The organism is Aurantimonas sp. A3-2-R12 (assembly GCF_036016755.1).
In the GTDB taxonomy this organism is placed as follows: Bacteria; Pseudomonadota; Alphaproteobacteria; order Rhizobiales; family Rhizobiaceae; genus Aurantimonas; species Aurantimonas coralicida_A.
This window is the reverse complement of sequence record NZ_JAYXIH010000014.1, coordinates 30,258-51,291: the sequence shown is the minus strand read 5'-3', so window position 1 is coordinate 51,291 and position 21,034 is coordinate 30,258. Positions and strand designations below refer to the sequence as shown.

23 protein-coding genes are annotated in these 21,034 nt (G+C 62.6%); 19 read left to right on the top strand and 4 right to left on the bottom strand.

The window, feature by feature from the left end; all coding sequences use genetic code 11:
• The first annotated feature begins 2 nt into the window (after positions 1-2).
• The 18 genes from VSX60_RS09395 to VSX60_RS09310 all read left to right on the top strand — a co-directional run bounded on the left by VSX60_RS09395 (position 3) and on the right by VSX60_RS09310 (position 16,467).
• Positions 3-842: a hypothetical protein gene (locus VSX60_RS09395; RefSeq protein WP_327623894.1), complete on the top strand. Its 840-nt coding sequence runs from the start codon at positions 3-5 to the stop codon at positions 840-842.
• Positions 839-2,044: a MotB family protein gene (locus VSX60_RS09390; protein WP_327623893.1), complete on the top strand. Its 1,206-nt coding sequence runs from the start codon at positions 839-841 to the stop codon at positions 2,042-2,044. Before VSX60_RS09395 ends, VSX60_RS09390 begins: the two co-directional genes overlap by 4 nt.
• Positions 2,045-2,088: 44 nt before the next feature.
• The gene (locus VSX60_RS09385; RefSeq protein ID WP_327623892.1) at positions 2,089-3,363 is read left to right on the top strand and encodes a hypothetical protein; all 1,275 of its coding nucleotides are present in this window, start codon (positions 2,089-2,091) and stop codon (positions 3,361-3,363) included.
• Positions 3,364-3,515: 152 nt separating this feature from the next.
• On the top strand, positions 3,516-4,919 hold the full coding sequence (gene fliK, locus VSX60_RS09380) for a flagellar hook-length control protein FliK (RefSeq protein ID WP_327623891.1): 1,404 nt from the start codon (positions 3,516-3,518) through the stop codon (positions 4,917-4,919).
• Positions 4,920-5,222: 303 nt separating this feature from the next.
• The gene (locus VSX60_RS09375) at positions 5,223-5,894 is read left to right on the top strand and encodes a response regulator transcription factor (RefSeq protein WP_327623890.1); all 672 of its coding nucleotides are present in this window, start codon (positions 5,223-5,225) and stop codon (positions 5,892-5,894) included.
• Between the two features lie 165 nt (positions 5,895-6,059).
• Positions 6,060-7,319: a flagellar hook protein FlgE gene (locus VSX60_RS09370; protein WP_327623889.1), complete on the top strand. Its 1,260-nt coding sequence runs from the start codon at positions 6,060-6,062 to the stop codon at positions 7,317-7,319.
• 40 nt (positions 7,320-7,359) lie between these two features.
• Positions 7,360-8,859, top strand: coding sequence for a flagellar hook-associated protein FlgK (flgK, locus tag VSX60_RS09365; protein WP_327623888.1), 1,500 nt, complete (start codon positions 7,360-7,362; stop codon positions 8,857-8,859).
• An 11-nt stretch (positions 8,860-8,870) separates the two neighbouring features.
• Complete coding sequence (locus tag VSX60_RS09360; protein WP_327623887.1) at positions 8,871-9,956, top strand: flagellar hook-associated family protein; 1,086 nt, start codon at positions 8,871-8,873, stop codon at positions 9,954-9,956.
• Positions 9,957-10,108: 152 nt separating this feature from the next.
• Positions 10,109-10,456, top strand: a complete 348-nt coding sequence (gene flaF / locus VSX60_RS09355) for a flagellar biosynthesis regulator FlaF (RefSeq protein WP_327623886.1) — start codon at positions 10,109-10,111, stop codon at positions 10,454-10,456.
• 2 nt (positions 10,457-10,458) lie between these two features.
• Positions 10,459-10,914: a flagellar biosynthesis repressor FlbT gene (gene flbT, locus VSX60_RS09350; protein ID WP_327623885.1), complete on the top strand. Its 456-nt coding sequence runs from the start codon at positions 10,459-10,461 to the stop codon at positions 10,912-10,914.
• Complete coding sequence (gene flgD, locus VSX60_RS09345; protein WP_327623884.1) at positions 10,914-11,318, top strand: flagellar hook assembly protein FlgD; 405 nt, start codon at positions 10,914-10,916, stop codon at positions 11,316-11,318. The genes flbT and flgD overlap by 1 nt, the downstream gene beginning before the upstream one ends.
• A gap of 5 nt (positions 11,319-11,323) precedes the next feature.
• A complete protein-coding gene (gene fliQ, locus VSX60_RS09340; RefSeq protein ID WP_327623883.1) occupies positions 11,324-11,593 on the top strand; it encodes a flagellar biosynthesis protein FliQ in 270 nt (89 codons plus the stop codon).
• Positions 11,594-11,841: 248 nt separating this feature from the next.
• Positions 11,842-13,929 (top strand): flagellar biosynthesis protein FlhA, encoded by a 2,088-nt coding sequence (flhA, locus tag VSX60_RS09335; protein WP_327623882.1) that lies wholly within the window; start codon positions 11,842-11,844, stop codon positions 13,927-13,929.
• The gene (locus VSX60_RS09330; protein ID WP_327623881.1) at positions 13,926-14,681 is read left to right on the top strand and encodes a flagellar biosynthetic protein FliR; all 756 of its coding nucleotides are present in this window, start codon (positions 13,926-13,928) and stop codon (positions 14,679-14,681) included. Before flhA ends, VSX60_RS09330 begins: the two co-directional genes overlap by 4 nt.
• A 38-nt stretch (positions 14,682-14,719) precedes the next feature.
• Complete coding sequence (locus VSX60_RS09325) at positions 14,720-15,085, top strand: hypothetical protein (RefSeq protein ID WP_327623880.1); 366 nt, start codon at positions 14,720-14,722, stop codon at positions 15,083-15,085.
• A gap of 53 nt (positions 15,086-15,138) precedes the next feature.
• Positions 15,139-15,636, top strand: coding sequence for a rod-binding protein (locus VSX60_RS09320; RefSeq protein ID WP_327623879.1), 498 nt, complete (start codon positions 15,139-15,141; stop codon positions 15,634-15,636).
• 10 nt (positions 15,637-15,646) lie between these two features.
• Positions 15,647-16,000: a hypothetical protein gene (locus VSX60_RS09315; RefSeq protein WP_327623878.1), complete on the top strand. Its 354-nt coding sequence runs from the start codon at positions 15,647-15,649 to the stop codon at positions 15,998-16,000.
• Complete coding sequence (locus VSX60_RS09310) at positions 15,997-16,467, top strand: hypothetical protein (protein ID WP_327623877.1); 471 nt, start codon at positions 15,997-15,999, stop codon at positions 16,465-16,467. Before VSX60_RS09315 ends, VSX60_RS09310 begins: the two co-directional genes overlap by 4 nt.
• A 108-nt stretch (positions 16,468-16,575) precedes the next feature.
• Here VSX60_RS09310 and VSX60_RS09305 read toward each other — a convergent pair whose 3' ends face one another.
• Positions 16,576-16,917, bottom strand: a complete 342-nt coding sequence (locus VSX60_RS09305; protein WP_327623876.1) for a hypothetical protein — start codon at positions 16,915-16,917, stop codon at positions 16,576-16,578.
• Positions 16,918-17,232: 315 nt separating this feature from the next.
• Between VSX60_RS09305 and VSX60_RS09300 the strand changes: the two genes are divergently transcribed.
• Positions 17,233-17,703, top strand: coding sequence for a hypothetical protein (locus VSX60_RS09300; protein ID WP_327623875.1), 471 nt, complete (start codon positions 17,233-17,235; stop codon positions 17,701-17,703).
• A gap of 47 nt (positions 17,704-17,750) precedes the next feature.
• Here VSX60_RS09300 and VSX60_RS09295 read toward each other — a convergent pair whose 3' ends face one another.
• The 3 genes from VSX60_RS09295 to VSX60_RS09285 all read right to left on the bottom strand — a co-directional run bounded on the left by VSX60_RS09295 (position 17,751) and on the right by VSX60_RS09285 (position 21,022).
• Entirely contained in the window at positions 17,751-18,062 is a 312-nt protein-coding gene (locus VSX60_RS09295; protein ID WP_327623874.1) for a polyhydroxyalkanoic acid system family protein, read from the bottom strand.
• A gap of 146 nt (positions 18,063-18,208) precedes the next feature.
• Positions 18,209-19,546 (bottom strand): DEAD/DEAH box helicase, encoded by a 1,338-nt coding sequence (locus VSX60_RS09290; protein WP_327623873.1) that lies wholly within the window; start codon positions 19,544-19,546, stop codon positions 18,209-18,211.
• Positions 19,547-19,774: 228 nt separating this feature from the next.
• On the bottom strand, positions 19,775-21,022 hold the full coding sequence (locus VSX60_RS09285) for a D-alanyl-D-alanine carboxypeptidase family protein (protein WP_327623872.1): 1,248 nt from the start codon (positions 21,020-21,022) through the stop codon (positions 19,775-19,777).
• Positions 21,023-21,034 lie beyond the last annotated feature (12 nt).

Below are 21,034 nucleotides of genomic sequence, written 5' to 3'. Positions count from 1 at the left end.
ACATGCTCCCTCTCGCGCACTACCTCCCGGAATTCGACGCGGACGACGGAATGCCATTCGAGAGTCTGGCGCCCGTGAATCGCTCGAGCAAACCGACCTTTGAGCATCCGATCCTGGTTGCCAGCCGCGATGTCGAGACGGGGACTGCCGTCCCAGTCATTTCATCGCCTATTCCGGAGATCGTCGAGGTCGATGAGGTCGACGAGCTGGTCCTGCCTGAAGCAGGGATGCCCGACCTGACGGGCGAGGCGCATTGGCCGGCGACGGACATGCCGGAGTCGCTCGACTTCGGCGACGGAACCGACGCCTTGCCGGACTTGGACGCGGACGTCGACGGCGCCGAAGAGCCCGATGACGGGCGCCTCGCGTTGCAGGCGGAAATGGATGCAGCGATAGAGGCCGCCCGGGCCGAGGAACGCGAGTTGGCCGAAGCGGCCCAATCCGCTGCGATCGAGGCGGCGCGCGCCGAGTGGGCGACGGCCGAAGGCGAGCGGCTTGCGACACTACTTTCAGGTCGGCTCGACCGTATCGAGATGGTCGTGCGGACCACCTTGGCCTCCGTATTGAGACCAATTGCCGTCAATACCCGCCGGCGGCAAAGCGTTCTGGAACTTGCCGACGCTACCCGCATGCTGATCGGCGATGGCAAGGCGTTGTCGGTTCGCGCGACCGGTCCCGCCGATCTCCTCACGGCCCTTGACGAAGCCTTGGGCACCGGCCGCGACTTCGTGACGTGGCAGAGCGACGAGACCCTGGTGGACGTTCGCATCGAGTGCGACCAGACCGTCATCGAGTCACGTCTGCACGGCTGGCGCGCGGCACTGGAAGAGGCCCTCGCGTGAGCGAACAGTCCGAGGCGGGGCATCTCGAGCGCCAGGAAATCATTATCGTCCGTCGCCGGGCCCACACCGAGGAGGCGCATCACGGTGGCGTCTGGAAAATCGCCTTCGCCGACTTCATGACGGCGATGATGGCGTTCTTCCTGGTTATGTGGCTGACCAACGCCTCGGACGACGCGACACGCAAGCAGGTCGCGCAGTATTTCAACCCGATCAAGCTGAATGATGCCTCGCCGGCGAGCCGGGGTGTCGAGAGCAAGGACGACGGCGCCTCGCGGGACGCCAACGACCAGGGGCAAAGCCGCGCCGAGACCAATGGCGACCCTAACGGCATGCCGCTGGCGGGCGATCAAACCGGCGGCGAAGAGCAGGCGTTGTTCCGCGATCCTTACGCGGTTTTGGCCGAGATTGCCGCGGAGAGCGTCTCCAGCAATTCCGGCAAACTCGAGGGCAAGCCCGATGGATCGGGCCTGCCCGGGCTCAATGGCGGCGATGCCTATCGCGATCCGTTCGACCCCGCGTCATGGCAGCTCACGCCCAACACCGTGGAAAGCGGCGGGCAGACCGAAGCGCAGCCTCCGGCCGAATTCCAGACTGCGGTTCTGCCGCCAGAAAATTCGGCGGCGGGCGATCTGGCCGAACAGGACATCGCTCCTGTGGAGGACGTGGCCGATGCGGCATCGGACGAACAGGTCACTCCCGGCGAGCCGGCCGATCCGACAGACGGCGCCGATGCGGCGTCCGAGCACGCGACTGCGATCAGGTCGGAGATCGAGGCGGAACTGGCCAAATCGGGGCAGGCTTTGCCGCCCAATATCGAAGTAACTGCCGGGGAGGGCGGCGTGACGGTCTCCCTCGCCGACGATCTCGCAACCGGCATGTTTCAGATCGGATCGGCCAAGCCGACGCCGGAGGCCGTGGCGATGATGGAGAAGATCGCAGCGGTCCTTGCCCGGCGCGACGGCGACGTCGTCATTCGCGGTCACACCGACGCGCGTCCGTTCCACAGCGCCGAATACGATAATTGGCGCCTATCCACCGCGCGGGCCCATATGGCCTATTACATGCTGACCCGCGGCGGTTTCGACGAAACCCGTATCAAATCGATCGAAGGTGTGGCGGACCGCGATCCGAAATATCCCGACGATCCGGAAGCTGCCGGCAATCGGCGGATCGAGATTCTGCTGATCGAGCCGGTCGCGTGAACCGGCGGTTTGCTCGATGTCTTGGAAGGACGGTTGCGGCGGTCTTGATCGCTGCGGCATCGGCCGCTGTCGCCGAGCCGACGGCGCCGCCGACCGCGGTGGTCCAGCCGGATGCTGAAGCGGCCGCCACGCGGGTCCGTGCAGCGGGCGAGGCGGCTAAGTCGGCGGAAATCGCGGTTGCAGCTCAGGACGAGGAACCCGCCGATCCGGAGGCATCGAAATGGCCGCGCGAACGCGCGCCGATGCCATACGAGATCGTCCGTTCGCTTCAGTTCCTCCAAGATCAAGTGGCGCGTGGCAACGGGCCTGCGATCCGCGTGCAGTCGATGCTGCTGAGGCGCTACGGTCCGACCTTCCTCGGACTGAAACCGGAAACCTGGGAGGATCCGCGCAATCGGCGTGCCGCGGCGCTGTTCGTCCTCAGCGGTGGGCCGCCGTCCGTGCTGCGGGGAATCTTGGCACGGGTGACCCTTGCGCCAGAAGATCGCCCGTTGCTTGAAGGGGCGCTGGCCTATGTGGAGAACCGCAGCGCGGATGCCGAGAAAAAACTATCCGTAGTTGATTTGACCCACGTGGAGAGTGGCCTTGCGGCACAGGTCAATCTGGCAGTTGCCCAATTGCAGCAGGCGGACAAACCGGCAGAAGCGCTGCGGCGTCTTTCCCAGGTCATGTTGATCGCGCCAGGAACCTTGCTGGAGGAGGCGGCGCTCCGTATGGGCGTTTTGCTCGCCGAGCAGACCGGGGACCAGGAAGCCGCGAACCGCTACGCTCGGCAGTATTTCGATCGCTTTTCCGCCTCCGCTTACGCGGGTAATTTTCGCGCTCGCTTCGCCGCAGTCTATGCCGCCCGACCGGCGGGAACGGAGGATGCGGTCATCGCGACGATTGCCGACGCGACAGCGACGATTCCGCGCTTGGAACAACTCGGTATCTATCTGGCTGTCGGACGGCGGGCCCTGGTGGCCGGAAATCTGACGCTGGCGAACAAGGCTGCGGCGAAGGCGCTGACCTATGACGAAGCCGGGGAGAGCGAGCGCCAGCGGGCGCTGCTCTACGAGGTCGCGTCGACATTGACGGAACGCGACTTCGCCGAGGTGAAGGCAACGCTCGAGGCCATCGATCCGGACGCGCTGCACCCCGCGGACCGCGAGCTTCGCAATGCCGCTATGGATGTGCTGAGCGAAATGCGCAAACCCATGGTTGCCGGCATCGTCGGCGCTGAGGCTCCGCAGGAGGCCGCGACGCTGTCGCCGATTCTCGCGCGGGGCGCGGCAATCCTCGACGCTGTTCGCGACGATTTGAAAAAGGCTGCACCATGACCGCCCCCATACTCGCCCATACCGAATCACAGTCGCTCAATGCACAACGACCCGCCGGCAGGGGAGCGGGAAGCCAGGCCGGTTCCGGCGAAAGTTTTCAGTCGGCGGTGGACGCCGCGGGGAAAACGGGAGGCCGCGACCCACGGGATGTCGTGAGCAAGGATGGTCAGGATACGCATGTCGACGCGAAGGGGCACGGTGATCCCAGCGAGACGGAAGTTGAAACGGCCCTCGCCAAACTTCTGGGCGAGTTCGATCAGACGAAACGGGCCGGCACCAGCCTTGAAACGCCCCCCTCCGACCAGCAAAAGAGTGAAGACGTCTCGCCGCTCACACTTCTGGTGAACCATGCGCTGGGGACCCGCTCCGACAGCGGCCGGGCCCACGCCCTGGCGAAACCGGACGGCGTTCCGGCAACGGCCCCCGACCGAGCCGCCCACGCCTTGGCGAAACCGGACGGCATTCCGGCCACGGACTTCGACCGGGCCGCCCGCGCACTGCCGAAACCGGACGGCGCGCCGACAACGGCCCTCGATCGGTCGAACCTTATGTTGAAAACCGTCGCGGTCCCCCATCAGGCCGAAGTGGCAGTCAGGCTGCTTGGTGGCAGCGTAGATGGTCATCCGAACCCTGCTCGGGTTGACCTCGTCTCCATGCGCACCGATTTTCAACCGGCGGATACTGTCGCGCTCGACGGTCAGGTGCGCTCGGTCGGCCCGGCCCTCAGGGCGTCCGGTTTCGGACGTCTTCTGGCGTCCACTGATGCGCCAGTCGAGATGAATCGCACCGACGGAGCCGAGGCGTCCGGCGATGCGGACGGCCAGGAAGATGGCGAGGCGACACGGTTGCGCGGTGTTTCCGAGACGGGATCGGCCGATAGAAACATCCGGGTCTCTGGAAAAGGCGGCAAGGGCCCACCGGATGGCGGGATGGCGACCGCTACCGGGGCCTGGGGTGTCGACAATTCGAACGCCGATACGGCGGTCTTCAATGATCCGGCGGCAGGCGGACGGCCGTCTCGTCAGGTCGCGTCCGCCGTCACCAGCGCCTTGGCCGATCTTCGGCCGGCTCCGGGAACCGCCGGCGATGACGGGCGACTGCATCTGCGAGCTGGCGGTGCCGCGCTGAAGACCATCCAGATTCAGCTGCAGCCGGAGCAACTCGGCAAGCTCGACGTCACCATGCGGTTAGTGAACGGGCAATTGGCGATTCATCTGGTTGCGAGCAAGGCCGAGACGGCACTTCGCTTGAAAGATGACGCCGAGGGCCTGAAGACACTGCTTTCCAAGGCGGGCTTTACGGTCGACGAGGCGGCGATCAGCATCGCGGTTCGTGATCCTGCGACCCAGCGCTCGCCGTCGGCATCGCCATCCGCCAATGCTGGAACCGGCAGTGACGGTCGCCCCGGCGACGGATCCGCGGAAAACGGACGGTTCGAACATCGTCAGTCCTCGCGCGAAGGACGAGAAGGCGGACGGGAGTCAGGGTCACCGGCGTCGACGCCGGCTGCATCCCCGATCGCTCGGCGCAATCTCGACCCCTCGACTTACCTCTAGTCCGAAAGATCGGCCCCTCGGCTCGATCCGCGCATGAGGGAATCGGTCGGCCGGGGAGGATATATCAGCAATTTCTCCGATCGGCGGCGATAGGTGGTCGGCCAAGTATTCGATATCGCAGGCTTTTTTCGCGAATGGCGACCATTAAGGTTTTGTTTACGAAAAAAATTCCTGAGTCGGATTCGATACTTAGCCGAAAATCGGGCAGGATGGTTAACGGACTACTAAATTTCAGGATAGGCGCAAGACTCGGGTCAGGTTAGGTCTTTGTTCATAGACATAACGTCAAGGCCGGAGGGAAATATGATCGTTGTAGTCGACAATCGTGAACTTGTTACGAGTGGCTACCAGTCCTTGTTTGGACGCGAGGGCGTTTCGGCGGCCGGTTTCCATGCGGATGAATTCCGCGAGTGGGTGGAGACGGCGCCTGAATCGGATATTTCCGGCGTCGAAGCCTTCCTTCTCGGAGATTTCGACGAGCGCAAATTCTGCCCGCGTCTGATCCGCTCTCGTTCCAATGCGCCGATGATCGCGCTATCCGAAAGCCGCAATCTGGACGGTACGCTCGATCTGTTCGCGGCCGGGGTCGACGACGTTGTCGCCAAGCCGGTTCATGTGCGGGAAATTCTGGCCCGGGTAGGCGCCATTCGTCGCCGCGAAAGCGCCGAGGATACGGGCACGGTGGTCGGAGAAATCGCTGTCTACCAGGATGGGCGAGACGCCGATGTTGCCGGCAAGCCCATGGCGCTGCCGCGGCGCGAGCGCCGCATCCTGGAATATCTGGTCTCCAACCGCGGCCGTCGCGTCTCCAAGCAGCAATTGTTCAGCGCGATCTATGGCATCTTTGACGAGAACGTCGAGGAGAACGTCATCGAGAGCCATATTTCCAAGCTTCGCAAGAAGCTGAAAATGCGCCTTGGTTATGACCCCGTCTCGTCGAAGCGCTATCTCGGCTACGGGATTGGGGTTGAGTAAGGTCGAATTGGTTTCAAAAGTATTAACGGACAAAGGCTCTGCCAATATATTTGGCAGAGCTTTTTCTTTTTGGAATGTTATTTAAACGGAAGTTTCACAATCAGGTCGACGCAAGCTTCGCTCCCTATTCATGGCCGCCAAGTCATGGACATGGAGTAACGGACGATGAGCATAAACGGCGTCTTCAGAACGAGCGTCTCGGGGATGAACGCGCAGGCTAACCGCCTGTCGGTCGTCTCCGAAAACATCGCCAACGCCAGCACCGACGGCTATAAGCGCGGCTCCACGGAGTTTTCTTCGCTGTTGGTTGCGAACAGCGGCAACGAATACAACTCGGGCGCTGTTAAAACCCAGATTCGTCAGTTGATCAGCCAGCAGGGCGCCGTCTCGGCGAGTTCGTCGGCTAGCGATCTGGCGATCCAGGGAGATGGTTTCTTCGTCGTTCAAGACGCGGCCGGTCGTGATTTTTATACCCGCGCCGGTTCTTTCGTCCAGCGCACCGAGGCCGAATCCAACAAGACTTACCTCGTGAATTCAGCGGGCTTTCGGCTGACCGGAACGTCGCTGGCGAGTGGCCAGACCGAACCGGTCGTGCTGCCGGTCGGCAAGCTGATGGCGCCCTCGGCAACGACGGCGGCCGACCTTTCTTTGCAGTTCCCCGCTTCGGCAACCGCCGTCGGCGCTGTCAACACACCTGCTGACAATGCCGCCGACAGCGTCTTCAGCAAGAAGCTGTCGCTCGTCGTTTACGATAATGTCGGCCGGGAGAGAACGCTCGACGCGTATTTCACCAAGACCGCGGGCGACCCATCGACCGACAGCACGTGGGAAGTCACGATCTACGATCGCGCCCAGTCGACCGGTGGCGGTTTTCCCTATGCCGGGACGCCCTTGACGAAGATGACCCAGGATATCGTTTTCGATAGGACAAACGGTCTTCCCGTCACGGCCCCCGCGGCTGGTACCATGACCCTGTCGGACGGGGCCGTCGTCGCGGTCAATTTCGGTGAGATTACCGAGTATGCCACTGACTTTAGCGCAAAGCTGAATGCAAACGGCAACCCACCCGGCGTCATCAGCGAGTTCGCGTTTACCGACGAAGGACAGATCAGCGGGGTTCTGTCCACCGGCAGCGTCATCCCACTCTACCAATTGAACCTCGCGCGGTTCCAGAGTCCGGATCAACTCGCGGCAGCTTCCGGCAATGTCTACAGCGCCACGTCGAATTCGGGAGCTGCCGAAATCGGAACTCCGGGCGGCAACGGCTTTGGCGGCCTTTTGTCCGGGGCGATCGAGCAGTCGAACGTCGATCTGGCTACCGAACTTACGGATATGATCGAAGCCCAGCGAAGTTACAGCGCCAATTCGAAGGTGTTCCAGACGGGTTCGGAAATCCTCGACGTACTCGTCAATCTGAAGCGCTGAGCCACACCCGGCCGGCGTCCCCCAAGGACTTTTCCACGTCATGTCGCTTCTTACCGCATTCTCGAACGCGCGCTCCTCGCTGGGAAGCCTCTCGGCGCAGTCGGCGCTCGTCTCACGCAACATTACCAATGCCGACAATCCATCGGCAACGCGGAAATACGCCACTCTAGGCACCGGCCGGCAGGGCGGTGTTCAGATCCTTTCGGTCGCCCAATCCCGCGATCAGGCGCTTTTCCGTTCGTTGGTCACCTCGAATTCGACGGTCGGCGCCGTCGAGGTGACCGCGAACGCGCTCGACCGAATCCGGGACGTGATCGGGGATGTCGACGCGTTCGATTCTCCGGCGGCATCGCTCGTCGGGCTTCAGAACGCCTTGTCGCAACTCGCCGTCACGCCGGAAAGTCCACCCTCCGCCGAGGCGGCGATCTCCGCCGCCAAGGACATGGCCAGCAGCCTCAACCGCGCAAGTTCGGCGGTCCAGAACATGCGGAAGGATGCCGATACGCAGCTTGCCCAAGCTGCGGCCGCCATGACCAAGCTTCTTGCCGAGCTCGAAACGGTCAACAAGCGGGTGACGGTCGGCACGGCTACCAATGCCGACATCACCGATTTCGTGGATCGAAGGGACCAGATCGTTTCCGAATTGTCGGGATATGTCGGTCTCAACGTGCAGATGCGGGCTGGGAACGACCTTGTCCTGACGACCGACTCCGGCATCACCTTGTTCGAAACGACGGGGCGTCCGATCGATTTCACGCCATCCCCCGCCTATAGCGCGACCGTCAGCGGTGGCGCGTTCAAGATCGACGGGGTCAGCGTCTTCGGTCCCTTGGCGCCCATGCCGATCAAGGGTGGCAGCGTCTTCGGTCTGTTGCAGCTGCGCGACGAGACCGCCATCACGTTCCAGGGACAGCTCGACGCGCTGGCATTCGCACTCGTCGACAGCTTTGCCGAGACCGAGCAAAATCCCGCTCCGCCCCCGGCCGTGCCGGACACAAATCGTTATGCCGGGCTGTTCACCGCCACGGGCATGACCACCGTGCCGGGCTCGTCCGCGGCGACCGTTGGCCTTGCCGGACTGATCAAGGTCGCTGCCGGAGTGGACAATACCGTCGGCGGTGACCCGATGCGCCTCAGGGACGGCGGAATTTCCCACGCGGGCCAACCCGACGAAGCGCGGTTCGTCTACAACTCGAAGGGCGCGGGCGGGTTCACCTCCCGGATAAACGACCTCGTCGCCCAGTTTTCAACGACGCGAAGCTTCGACATCACGCTCGGAGCTGGTGGTACCGGAACGCTAGGCGACTACGCCGCCGCCTCCATGGGATGGCTCGAGAGCCGCCGTGCCGAAGCGACTGCGGATGTCGATTACGGCAAGGTGCTTCTCGCCCAGACCCGGGAGACCCTGTCGAACCGGACCGGGGTCAACCTCGATGAGGAAATGACCCGACTTCTCGATCTCGAACGGTCCTACCAGGCATCGAGCAAGCTGATCTCCACCGTCGGTCAGATGATCGATGCCCTCCTTGCGATTGCCTGATCGGAGACACGATGTCGAATTTTCTCGTATCCAGCTATTCGCTTTCCACGGCCCCTCGCTCGTCTGTTTCCAGAATTCAGGCCGACCTCCAGATCGCACAGAAGGAGGTCACGACGGGGCGCTTCGCCGATGTCGGGCTGGCGCTTGGGGTTCGGACTAGCCAGGCGATCTCGCTGCGCGCCGAATTTCAGAGCACGAACCGTTTGCGCGAGGCCAATGGCCTGATCAGTCAACGTTTCGACGTCATGCAGTCTGCCATGACGTCAATGGCCGCGACCGCAGACGCGTTCATGAGTTCGTTGATCGGCAACGGAACCAGTACGCCGGGCGTTTCAGCCACGGTTCAACAAGCGGCCGCCGGTCTCCAGCAGTTGATGGCAGCGTTGAACAGTTCGACCGGATCGCGCTTCCTGTTCTCGGGGGCGGCCACGGAGAAGCCGCCCATTGCCTTTCAGGCGGTCGGGGGCGGCGACACTCGTACCTATGAGGACAACTCGACCGCAAAGCAGGCGACGGCCGATGCGTTCCTGACGAAGTTTGGGTTCAACCAAAATGATCCGGCGGTGGAAACGATCAGCGCCGCGGATCTGGGCGATTTCATCGACACCGAGTTCGAGGATCTGTTCGCGCTTGCTCCAACCGCCGGTCTGGGATGGGGCAATTGGTCAAACGCGGATGGCACGCCCGTCTACAACGTCATCAATGGCGAAAGCCAGATCAATGTCAGCTACGCGGCCGATGCCGCCGCGTTCCGTAACATTACCAAAGCTTACGTGATGCTGGGCGACCTTGGCGCTCTCGGAATGAACGAGGAGGCACGTCAGCTTGTCACAAGCCGGGCGGTCGAAAGTCTGAGCCTGGGATTGTCACAGTTGAAGACGATGCAAAGCGAGATCGGCGCCAGCCAAGCTCGCCTGGATCGAGCCGACCAGTCGCTGAAAGGCCGCAGCACCGTTCTGAACATGTCGATCACTTCGATTGAGGAGGTTGACCCATACGAAGCTTCGACGCGGGTAACCAATTTAATGAACTTGCTGGAGTCTTCCTATGCGCTGACCGCGCGGATCTCGCGCCTCAGCATCTTGAACTACCTGTAGGGACGGAGGCGGGCGCCCGGATCTGATGACCCGGGATGCAACAAGAAAATTCGGCGGGATAGGGGTTCCGGCTCGCTGCTCGCAAGAAAAGACAGATCGCAAGACCCGGTTCGGCGCGAATGCGTCATCCGGGTGGGCAACAAGGGGTTGGAATGTATCAGTTCTCTTACGCGGAAGTGGCTCAAGACGTCGAAGTCGATGCCCGCGATCGTGAGCGCCAGGCACTCGATCATTCGATCGCGCTGCTCAAGACCGCCGAGGCCAACGGCCCGCGTTCGCGCGATGCCATCGAGGCGATCTACACCACCCGAAGCCTGTGGGCGATCCTCGTCGAGGATCTCGCGAGTGCCGAGAACGGCCTGCCGGACGAACTCCGAGCCGAACTGATTTCGGTCGGTTTGTGGATCATGCGCGAAGCCGAAGACATCCGGATCGGGAAGTCCCAGAATTTTAAGGGCATCATTGAGATCACCACGCTGATCCGCAACGGGTTGAACTGAGGATGGCAACGCTTCGCATCACGCTGCGGGCTGGCGAACGCATCTTTGTCAACGGCGCAGTTCTGAAGGTTGATCGCAAGACCACGCTGGAATTTCTCAACGACGTCACCTTTCTGCTCGAGAGCCATGTAATGCAGGCCGAACAGGCCACGACACCGCTGCGCCAGCTCTATTTCATCGTCCAGATGATGCTGATGGATCCGAACAGCGCCGCCGCCGCGCGCCAACTGTTCGGCAAGACCCTGGAGAGCATGCTCGGAACCTATCAAAACAGCGACATTGTCGATGGTCTCGCCGAAATTGAGGGTTTGATCGAACGGGAACGGGCGTTCGAGGCGTTGAAACGCCTGCGCACGCTTATCCCGATCGAGGACGATATCCTGCGGGTTATAACGGCATCGCCTGGGCCAGCCCGTACCAAGACACCCGAACTGCGGCTTGCCGCCGGAGGCTTTTGATGAGTATTGGCGCCGTCACCTCGACCCCACCTGCATCCGCCAGCGCGAGCCTTACCGCCGCGTCCAGCAAGAACGGCATGGATTACGACGCGTTCCTGAAGCTGCTGGTTGCCGAGATGTCGAACCAGGACCCGCTCAATCCCACGGATTCGACCGAATACATCGCGCAGTTCGCGAGTTTCGCCGGTGTCGAGCAGTCGATCAAGACCAACAAGAAGCTGGATTCGCTAATGATGGTGTCGGCGCTAACACAGGCGAACTCGCTGATCGGACGGACCGCGACATCGGCCGACGGGACGATCTCGGGCACGGTTGCCGCTGTGCGCGTCGTCGAGGGCGGCGTCGAGGCCCTGCTCGAAGATGGCCGGACATTGCCTCTCGCTCCCGGCCTGACGGTGGAGTAGACCAAATGAACCAAGCTGACGCTCTCGACATCGTCCAATCCGCCGTCTGGACTATCGTTACCGCCTCTGGCCCGGCGGTGGCCGCCGCCATGGGCGTCGGCGTGGTGATCGCCTTGTTCCAGGCGCTGACCCAGATCCAGGAAGTGACGCTCACCTTCGTTCCCAAGATCCTGGCGATCTTCGTCGTGATTGCGCTGACGGCTTCCTTCACCGGAGCGCAGGTCTACGCATTCACGCAGGAATCCTATTCCCGTATCGAAAACGGCTTCAACTGACCAATTCGCCGGCTGGGCACGCGCCCCGGTGGCGGACGCCAGCCTTGAGCAATCTTCGTCTGCGACGAACGGAAAGCCGGGCAACGGTGTAAGGTGGTCGTGACGATCGCCACGCATCTCCCGGCTGAACGCTTGCCGTAGAGAGTAGCANTCGTCTGCGACGAACGGAAAGCCGGGCAACGGTGTAAGGTGGTCGTGACGATCGCCACGCATCTCCCGGCTGAACGCTTGCCGTAGAGAGTAGCATCATGGCCGTCGACACGCTGGACCCCGTATCCGCCGAAACCAAGGGCGGTCGCGATATCGGTTTCGCGATCGCGGTCGTTTTCGTCCTCGCAGTCCTCTTCGTCCCGATTCCGGCTTTCCTCATCGATCTGGGCCTGGCGCTGTCGATCGCCCTGTCGGTGCTGATCCTGATGGTGTCGCTGTGGATTCATAAACCCCTTGAATTCTCCGCTTTCCCGACCGTTCTGCTGCTTGCCACCATGCTGCGCCTGTCGCTCAACATCGCGACCACGCGCGTCATTCTGTCTCAGGGCCACGAGGGCGTGAACGCGGCCGGCCATGTGATCGGCGGATTTTCGCAATTCGTGATGGGCGGCGATTTCTTCATCGGTATCGTCGTCTTCCTCATTCTGATCACTGTCAATTTCCTCGTCATCACCAAGGGTGCATCGCGTATCGCCGAGGTCGGTGCGCGCTTTACCCTCGACGCGATCCCCGGCAAGCAGATGGCGATCGATGCGGATCTGTCGTCGGGCCTGATCGACGACAAGCAGGCGCATTGGCGCCGCAAGGAGCTCGAGGAGGAGAGCGCCTTCTTCGGCTCCATGGACGGCGCGTCGAAATTCGTGCGCGGTGATGCCATCGCCGGTCTCATCATCACCGCCGTCAATATTTTCGGCGGTATCGTCATCGGCATCAGCCGGCACGATATGGACGCGGCCAGCGCCGCCGAAGTCTTTACCAAGCTGTCGGTGGGCGACGGACTGGTCTCGCAGATTCCCGCGCTGATCGTTTCGCTCGCCGCCGGTCTTCTCGTGTCCAAGGGAGGGACGCGCGGCGCGGCCCAGACCGCCGTCATCGGCCAGCTCGGCTTCTATCCCCGGGCGCTCGCTGTATCGGCGATGTTGATGGCCTTGCTCGGCTTCATGCCGGGTCTGCCATTCCTGCCATTCATCATCCTCGCCGGGCTGCTCGCTTCGGTCGCCTATCTCGTCCCGAAACGCCGCAGGGAGGTGGTCCGCAAGGCGGACGCCGACCGCAACCAAGAGCAGGAAGTGGCCCGGGAGGCGGAACGCACCTCGGTGAAGGAATCGCTGAAGATCGTCGAGATCGAGCTCGTGCTCGGCAAGCAGACGTCGGCGCATCTTATGCTGCAGCGGGACGAACTCGCCCATCGCGTCCAGAAGATGCGCCGGCGGTTTGCCGGGCGTTATGGCTTCGTCGTGCCGGAAATCAAACTATCCGACGATCTTGCCATCGAAGCGAAATCCTACGAGATCAAGGTTCACGGAACGACGGTCGCATCGCAGCAATTGCGCCTCGGCGAACATATGGTGGTCCTCGGCGACGCTTCGGTGCCGGACGTGCCCCACGATCTGACCAAGGAGCCGGCATTCGGCATGCGCGCAGCCTGGGTCCCGGAGAGTTTTTCCGCCGAGGTCCGGCGCCAGGGCTTTGAGCCGATCGACACGCTGTCGATCATGTTGACGCATCTGTCGGAGACGATCCGCAACAACCTCGCCCAGCTTCTGTCCTACAAGGACATGCGCTCCCTGCTGGACCGTCTGGAGCCCGAATACAAGCGGTTGATCGAGGAGATCATACCCACTCACATGTCGTATTCCGGCCTGCAGGCCGTCATGAAGTTGCTGCTGGCGGAGCGGGTTTCGATCCGCAACCTCAGTCTCATCTTGGAAGCGATCGCCGAGATCGCGCCGCATGTGCGCCGTTCCGAGCAGATCGTCGAGCATGTCCGCATGCGCATGGCGCAGCAGATTTGCGGTGACCTTTTGCACGATGGCAAGCTCGGTGTCCTTCGCCTCGGCAACCAGTGGGATCTTGCCTTCCATCAGGCGTTGAAGCGTGACGCGAAGGGCGAAGTCACGGAGTTCGATATCGACCCGCGCCTTGTCGAGCAGTTTGCCACGGAAGCCACAAAGGTCATTCGCGAGAAGATGGATCAGGGCGAGATCTTCGTGCTTGTCTCCGCCCCCGACGCGCGGCCCTATGTCCGCATGATGATCGAGCGGATTTTCGTCAATCTGCCGGTCCTCTCCCATCTCGAGATCGCCCGCGGCGTCGACATCCGGGCTATCGGTTCGATCTCGTGACGGCGGAACTCTCCGACATCGTCTTCTCGCTGTTTCTGATCTTCTGTCGGATCGGCACCTGCCTGCTGCTCATGCCAGGTTTTTCGTCCTCCCGCGTTCCGTTGCAGGTCCGGCTGTTCCTGGCCTTCGCGATATCGCTGGCGCTGTCCCCGGCCTTGCTGCCGGTTCTGCAGCCGCTTGTGGCTGGGTCGGGAGACAATGCCCGGCTGTCGCTGATGGTGACCGAAATCCTCAACGGCTTGTTCATCGGACTACTGGGGCGCAGCTTCATGATCGCGCTGCAATTTGGTGGATATGTCATCGCCAATTCCATTGGCATGGGCCAGTCGATGGGCGTGCCGATCGATGACCAAAGCCCGGCTCCCGCCGTGGCTTCGCTGGTGACGCTGACTGCCACCACGCTGATCTTCGTCCTGAACCTACATGCCGAAATCGCCAGGGCTCTCGTCGCCTCCTACAGCGCGATGCCCGCCGCCGCGGGTTTTTCCGTGCGCGGCTCCCTCGTCAACATCACTGACAATCTCGACGAGGCCTTCCTCTTGACTCTTCGGATTTCGAGTCCATTCGTCCTGTATGGCGTCATCGTCAATTTTGCGATCGGGCTGGCCAACAAGCTGACGCCGACGATCCCGATCTACTTCATCTCGCTGCCATTCGTGCTCGCCGGCGGGTTGGTTCTGTTCGGCTATGTGATCAGCGATTTCCTGGTTCTGTTCATGCAGGACTTCGAGCAGTGGGTACTGACCGGATGAGCGGGAACCGATCCAAACTCCATCGCTTGGAGCGGCTGATGAAGGTGCAGGGCCAGAAGCGCCTGCTCGAGGAATGGCGCCTGGGACATCTTCGCAAGGAACGCAACGAGATCGACCGATCCGACTCCGAGCTGCTCGGCAGTCTCGGCACGACGTCGGAGCTGCACGGCCTCTTCGTCGAGGCCAAGGTCCGCAATCTGCGGCGCAACGAGGCGGCCCGCCGGGTCAATCTCGAGCGCCAGACCGAGACCGAGAAGAAAATCCAGTCGACCCGTCGATCCGAGAAGGGCGTCGAGAAGTTGCGCGACGAAACGCGTCGATCGACGGTCGTCGAGGACGAGGCGAAAGATCTGGAAGTCGGCGTCGACGGATTTCTGGCTCGGAAGCGGACAAGCTTCGAATAAGGCCGGCGCGATACAAGAGGCGAACCTGCCGATTCATGAGCCGACTGTCGCCGATGACCGTTTCCCCCATCCTATCCGCCGCGAAGACCGAGCCGACGCAGATCGCGCCGCGCGTTACTGATTCTCGTATGGTCAAGGATGCGGCCTCGACCGATTTCGCGACGATTCTCGACGCGGCGGCCCCCGATGTCACGCCGGCGGCGCCGATCATCCCGCTTGTCGCCCATGAAGCGCGCGCCGTACCGCCTCTCGAGCAGTTCGAGGGCTTCGTCCTGCGCAGCTTCGTCGAATCGATGTTGCCATCCGAAGCCTCCAGCTATTTCGGATCCGGCACCGCCGGCGCGATCTGGCGTTCGATGATGGCCGAGGAGATCGGCAACGAACTCGCCAAGGGCGGCGGCATCGGTATCGCCGCTTCGATCGCCAACGAGCCCGGTGGTGGCTTCGCCGCGGTCGATGGCCGCGAGGCCGCCAGCGACAGCCTGAACCGCATGCTTCGGCAAAACGACATCGCGCGGGCCGGGGCCATCCGCAAAGACAGCGCAGAATAGGAACGTCGACTTGGATACCATGCTCGCAAAGGCCGTTGATCGGCTCGAAACCGCCCTTGCCACCGAGACCGACGCGCTCAGCGCCGGCAAGGCGCTCGATCTCATGGAGATCACCGCCCGCAAGAACCAGAGCCTGCTCGAGCTCAGCCGTCTGGCGCGCCGAGCCGAGGCCTTGCAGGAAGACCCGGACGCGCGAGAGCGTTTGACGGGCCTTGCCAAGGTTATCGAGCAGAACCGCCGCGCGCTTGAACTGCATGTCCGCGCCAGTCACGAGATTTCGGCGCTGATCGCCCGTTCGATTACCGACGCCGAATCCGACGGCACCTATAGCTTGCAGCTCGGGCGCAAGGCCGTTCGGTCGTGATCAAACTGGTGGCTGTCGGTCTCTGGGTCTGCATTGTCGCCCTCGGATCCAGCTATGTCATGGCCTCGATGAACGCTGATGCCGCCACCGAAGGCACCGAGTCGACCTATTTCGAAGGGCTCGACTACCGCAAGACCGGCAATATCACCATTCCGATGATCGCGGACAACGCGATCCAGGGCTATATTCTCGCGCAATTCGTCTTCACCATCGACGGCAAGGTGGCCCAAAAGCTTCAGGTTCCGCCCGACCCGTTTATCCTCGACGAAGCATTTCGACGGCTTTACTCGACGGACGGCTTCAACTTCGAGGAGCCGCAGCGCTTCGATCTCACCTCATTGACCACTTCGATCCGCGACGCGGTCAATGCCCGCTATGGGCAGGTGCTCGTGCACGAACTTCTGGTGGAGCAGTTCGACTACATCGCCAAGAAGGACATCCGCAACGGACGGCCTGAGTCCCAATAGAGTCGCCCGCCGCGCCGCCATCTCTGGACGCAGACGAGGGGCCCTGGATCGTGGTCATTCGGTGCGAAATGCCGACGGAAAATCGGTCCCCGTTTACCTCATTCCCCGCTACTCGGTGATCGCGTAGTAGCGGCCGGTCAGGCGCAGGATTTCCGCCCGGTTCGCGGCGACAACGGGACCGGTAAAACGCAAGCCGATCTGGAGTCCGCGGGTCCACACCAGTGTGGCCGGCTGAAACGTACAATCCACCTCGTCATAGAGCGCGATCTGGCTCGGCAAGCGGCGGGCGGCATATCGTCCGATACGCGCGCCCTTCGAGGAACGGTCGATCGCCGTGCCGTCCTCCAGGAATGTCCGATCCAGGGACACGATCTTGACCGGCTGGATACGGGTGCGCCGACGGGGCACCATGCGGCTATCGGAGCGCGGTGGGGTCGAATGCATCGTCATGGCACGCATCCTATCGCGGCGATGGCGAACAAATCCTCAACGCCTGCCGGGTCGGGTGGCTCTGCCCTTCGTGGGATTTGTCCGAGATCGACGTCATCACAGGGGTGGAACATCGGCGCCGCGCTCGATCCCTCTTCAAGCGCTAGGGCGGAATGAGGATAAAGCGCTGAGCCGGTGTCCGCTCGCATTCCGCGCCGGCTGACTAAAATCGATCCCGTTTGGTCGTGATCTATAAAACCTTAACCTGTGAATGCGATGTTCCCTGGTGGAGGCCTTCGACCGGCTTTCGTCGAATATCAAGGGTTCGAGGTTCTCTTGTCCACATCCATTCCCCATCAACCGACCGTCAAAGCGTGGCCACCGGCCGACTTGTATCCGCCTCCCCCGCGCTCTGACCGGATCGTGAATCTGGGCTTGGTAGGGCTGGGAATTCTATCGATTAGCTTCTTCTCAGCCGTCACCATCATATCCGCGCTGGACCCCAGTTATTTCACCCGCCCGCTGCTCGACCAGATGATCACCGGGTCGACGGACAAGCCAGGTGACTTGGTCGAGGGGGCAATACCGGTGCCCAAGTTGGTTCGGGCTGTCGCGCTGACGCCGCGGGATTTCCAGATCGTCATGGTTTTCGGTTCGGAAGCGCATCTGGCCTCGCCCGGAGAGCTCTGGCGCGTGAGGGTCGGATCATTGGTTCCTGGGCTCGGGGAGATTCTCGCGATCGAGCCGGGAGAGAACGGCGGGACCGTGCGCGCCCAGAACGCGACCTTGACCGGCGTTCGCAACTGAGGGGTATGCCTCGCAGCGTCCAGCCTGCTGTCGACTGACCCGTTGCGCTACTTTTTCTCCAGCAGCACCTGACCCTCTTTGCGGAGGCGGCCTTTGAGCTTCTCGGCGATCGCTGCAAGGAACACTGGCAGATCCACCTCGACGTGGACCGCATCGTCGAGAACGTCGAGGCGTCCGGTTACCGACTGGCCCATTACCCGTGCCCGGAAGTCGAGATGCTCGCCCGTCCAGACGTCTTCGAACTTGACCATGCCGCCGAGCATGTCTTGGCGCAGCTTGCCGAAACTCTCCTCGATCCGCGTGCGGGCCGCCTCGCGGCTCAGCTTGTGGGGAATGTCGACCTTGATCGTTTCGGCCATCAAGGGGCTCCTTGTTGCAACAGCCCGGCATATGGCGACGGCGCTTTGGCTCCGCAACTCACGGTTCGCCGATGGATGTCGCTGACGACGAAAAAAGGGCGACCTCGCGGCCGCCCCTTCGCATTTGCAAGAAGCGCGCCGCTGACTCAGCCGACCGTCGCCGAACGGGTCTGACCGCCGCCGGACCGCCGGCGCCTGTTGCCGCCACTGGGCTTGGCCTTGTTGCCGGCCGCCGGACGCGCGCCGCGACCCTCGCCGAAGCGTTGGCCACCACCGCCAGGGCGTCGACCCTGGGGTTTGGCGCCACGCGGCGGGCGCTTCTCCTCGGGAGCGTTCAGATCGACATGAGCCGCGTAATCGGTCTTCTGCAAATCGAATGTCAGGCCCGTGAGCTTTTCGATCTGGCGCAGCTTCGAGCGTTCGGAGGGATCGACCAGCGCCACGGCGATGCCGGATTTGCCGGCCCGCGCGGTGCGGCCGATGCGATGGACGTAGCTCTCCGGCTCTTCCGGCAGGTCGAAATTCACCACGTGGCTGATGTCGTCCACATGGATGCCGCGGGCGACGATGTCCGTGGCGACCAGCACGTTGATATTTCCGGACTGGAAGGCGGCGAGCGCCTTCTGCCGCGCCGCCTGGCTCTTGTTGCCGTGGATCGCGCCGGACTCGATGCCGGCCTTTTCCAGATCGGCGGACAGCCGGTTGGCGCCGTGCTTGGTACGGGTGAAGATCACCACCTTGGCGAATTCGGGCTGGGCGAGCTTTTCGATCAGCCAGAGCTTCTTGGCCTTCTGCGGCACGAGATAGACGCTCTGATCGATCTTTTCGACGGTAATGACTTCGGGCGTCACCTCCACCCGGACCGGCTTGGTCAGGATCTTGGCCGCGAGGTCCTCGATCGAGCGCGGCATGGTCGCCGAGAACAGCAGCGACTGGCGCTCCTTCGGCAATTGCCCGACGATCTTCATGACGTCGCGCACGAAACCCATGTCGAGCATGCGGTCGGCCTCGTCGAGAACAACGTGGCGGACCTCGCCCAGGATGATGGCGCGCTGGTTGACGAGGTCGAGCAAACGGCCTGGCGTCGCGATGACGATATCGACGCCGCGGCGCATGGCCTCGATCTGCGGACGAATCGATACGCCGCCGAAGATGACGTGGTGCGTCAGCTTGGTGCCGGCCGTGTAGGCCTTGACGTTGCCGGCGATCTGCGAGGCGAGCTCACGGGTCGGCGTCAGGATGAGCATCTTCGGCGTCTTCGGAGCAGGGCGCCCGCCCTTTTCCAGAAGCGCATGGATGACTGGCAGCGAAAACGCCGCGGTCTTGCCGGTGCCGGTCTGAGCGACGCCGAGGACGTCGCGACCCTGCATCACGGCGGGGATCGCCTGCGCCTGGATCGGTGTGGGTTGCGTGATGTCGAGACGCGCAAGCGCGTCGAGAAGCGTGTCGGCGAGGCCGAACGCCTTGAAATCGGTATGGGTCAATGGATGCCTTACGGGATGCGGACGATGCGTCCGCGAAAAAGTCGATCGTCTTCGCGCATGCGGACGGATCGACGGGCCGTGTCGAAATGCGAAACCCTCGACCGAAGCCGTGGGCCGATTCGATTGGCGCTGGCAAAAATCTCAAAACCTGGGAGGCTTCGGGAAACAAGCAGGCGCTGCGCGATCACGGCGTGATGCCAACGCATATCGGCTTTAATGTGCGGCGCGTCAAGGCTCTTTCGCACTGCGCCATGTCAAATGGCCGGCGATCGTCTCGCCGATCCGCCGCAAAAAGCTCGTCCGCGCGACCGGTTTGGCGGCGTGCAGCGGCACGTCTCGCACGGTTTCGTCGCCGCGCGAGAACCGAATCCAGCCGAGCCGCTGGCCTTCCGCGACCGGCGCCACGACCGGACCATTGTCGATGATCGTCCGCGTCATGTCGGCGAGACTGCCCCGTGGCACCAGCAAGCGGAGTTCGGAATCGGCGACGAGGGACACCCTGTCGACAACACCGTCGCTGACCGGCATTTCTCCGACCGGCTCGCCCGCCTTGATCAGCACTACCTCCTCGAAATCCTGCAATCCGTATTCCATCAACCGCCGCGTCTCGCTCGCGCGCTCGTCGGCCGATTGCATTCCGCTCATCGCCAGCACGACGCGCCGGCCATCGCGTTCGGCCGAAGCGACGAGGCCAAAGCCGGCCCTGGCCGTGTGGCCTGTCTTTAGCCCGTCGGCGCCGACACGCAGCAAGGGGTTGCGATTCTGCTGCTTGATACCGTTGAAGGTGAAGCTCTCCTCCGCGAAGAGCGGATATTCGTCTGGAAACTCACGGATCAGATAGGCGGCCAGAAGCACCAGATCGCGCGCCGTCACATATTGCTCCGGGTCGGGCAGGCCGTGCGGATTGGTGAAGTGGGAGTTCGTCAGGCCGATCCTTTTGGCTTCGGCGTTCATCGTCGCGGCGAAGGCCTCGACCGAGCCCGCGATGCCTTCCGCCGCGACGATCGTGGCATCGTTGCCCGACTGGATGATGATGCCTTTGATCAGGTCGTCGAGGCTGACCTCGGATTTGAGCGGCAAGAACATCGTCGAGCCACCGGATTCCGCGCCGCCCTCCCGCCATGCTTTTTCCGAGACGGTGAAGCGGTCGTTGCGCTCCACGGTGCCTTGGCGCAATGCGTCGAAGATCACGGCCAGCGTCATCAGCTTGGCGAGGCTCGCCGGCGCGATCCTCTCGTCGACGTTTTTCTCGTAGAGCACCCTGTCGGTGGAAAAATCGACGAGGAGGGCCGTCGGGGCGGTGGTTTCGAAGGCGAAGGCGGGCAGGGGCAGTAGGGTGACGAGGGCGAAGGCAAGCATGACGAGCAGCGCCGGGAAATATCTGGCCCGATGCGCTATCCGCTCCGTTCGGGTCCGGCCGGTTGCTATCGCTAGCGCACCCGGCGTCGACACCGGTCTCTTCGGGGCTTCGATCATTGGCGTCTCCGT

What these genes read in the sequence shown, in the direction of transcription:
- VSX60_RS09370 (WP_327623889.1), top strand. Translation starts at nt 6,060, where the DNA reads ATGAGCATAAACGGCGTCTTCAGAACGAGCGTCTCGGGGATGAACGCG.
- flbT (WP_327623885.1), top strand. Translation starts at nt 10,459, where the DNA reads ATGGCAACGCTTCGCATCACGCTGCGGGCTGGCGAACGCATCTTTGTC.
- flgD (WP_327623884.1), top strand. Translation starts at nt 10,914, where the DNA reads ATGAGTATTGGCGCCGTCACCTCGACCCCACCTGCATCCGCCAGCGCG.
- VSX60_RS09395 (WP_327623894.1), top strand. Translation starts at nt 3, where the DNA reads ATGCTCCCTCTCGCGCACTACCTCCCGGAATTCGACGCGGACGACGGA.
- VSX60_RS09320 (WP_327623879.1), top strand. Translation starts at nt 15,139, where the DNA reads ATGACCGTTTCCCCCATCCTATCCGCCGCGAAGACCGAGCCGACGCAG.
- flhA (WP_327623882.1), top strand. Translation starts at nt 11,842, where the DNA reads ATGGCCGTCGACACGCTGGACCCCGTATCCGCCGAAACCAAGGGCGGT.
- fliQ (WP_327623883.1), top strand. Translation starts at nt 11,324, where the DNA reads ATGAACCAAGCTGACGCTCTCGACATCGTCCAATCCGCCGTCTGGACT.
- VSX60_RS09295 (WP_327623874.1), bottom strand. Translation starts at nt 18,062, where the DNA reads ATGGCCGAAACGATCAAGGTCGACATTCCCCACAAGCTGAGCCGCGAG.
- flaF (WP_327623886.1), top strand. Translation starts at nt 10,109, where the DNA reads ATGTATCAGTTCTCTTACGCGGAAGTGGCTCAAGACGTCGAAGTCGAT.
- VSX60_RS09375 (WP_327623890.1), top strand. Translation starts at nt 5,223, where the DNA reads ATGATCGTTGTAGTCGACAATCGTGAACTTGTTACGAGTGGCTACCAG.
- flgK (WP_327623888.1), top strand. Translation starts at nt 7,360, where the DNA reads ATGTCGCTTCTTACCGCATTCTCGAACGCGCGCTCCTCGCTGGGAAGC.
- VSX60_RS09305 (WP_327623876.1), bottom strand. Translation starts at nt 16,917, where the DNA reads ATGACGATGCATTCGACCCCACCGCGCTCCGATAGCCGCATGGTGCCC.
- VSX60_RS09285 (WP_327623872.1), bottom strand. Translation starts at nt 21,022, where the DNA reads ATGATCGAAGCCCCGAAGAGACCGGTGTCGACGCCGGGTGCGCTAGCG.
- VSX60_RS09325 (WP_327623880.1), top strand. Translation starts at nt 14,720, where the DNA reads ATGAAGGTGCAGGGCCAGAAGCGCCTGCTCGAGGAATGGCGCCTGGGA.
- VSX60_RS09360 (WP_327623887.1), top strand. Translation starts at nt 8,871, where the DNA reads ATGTCGAATTTTCTCGTATCCAGCTATTCGCTTTCCACGGCCCCTCGC.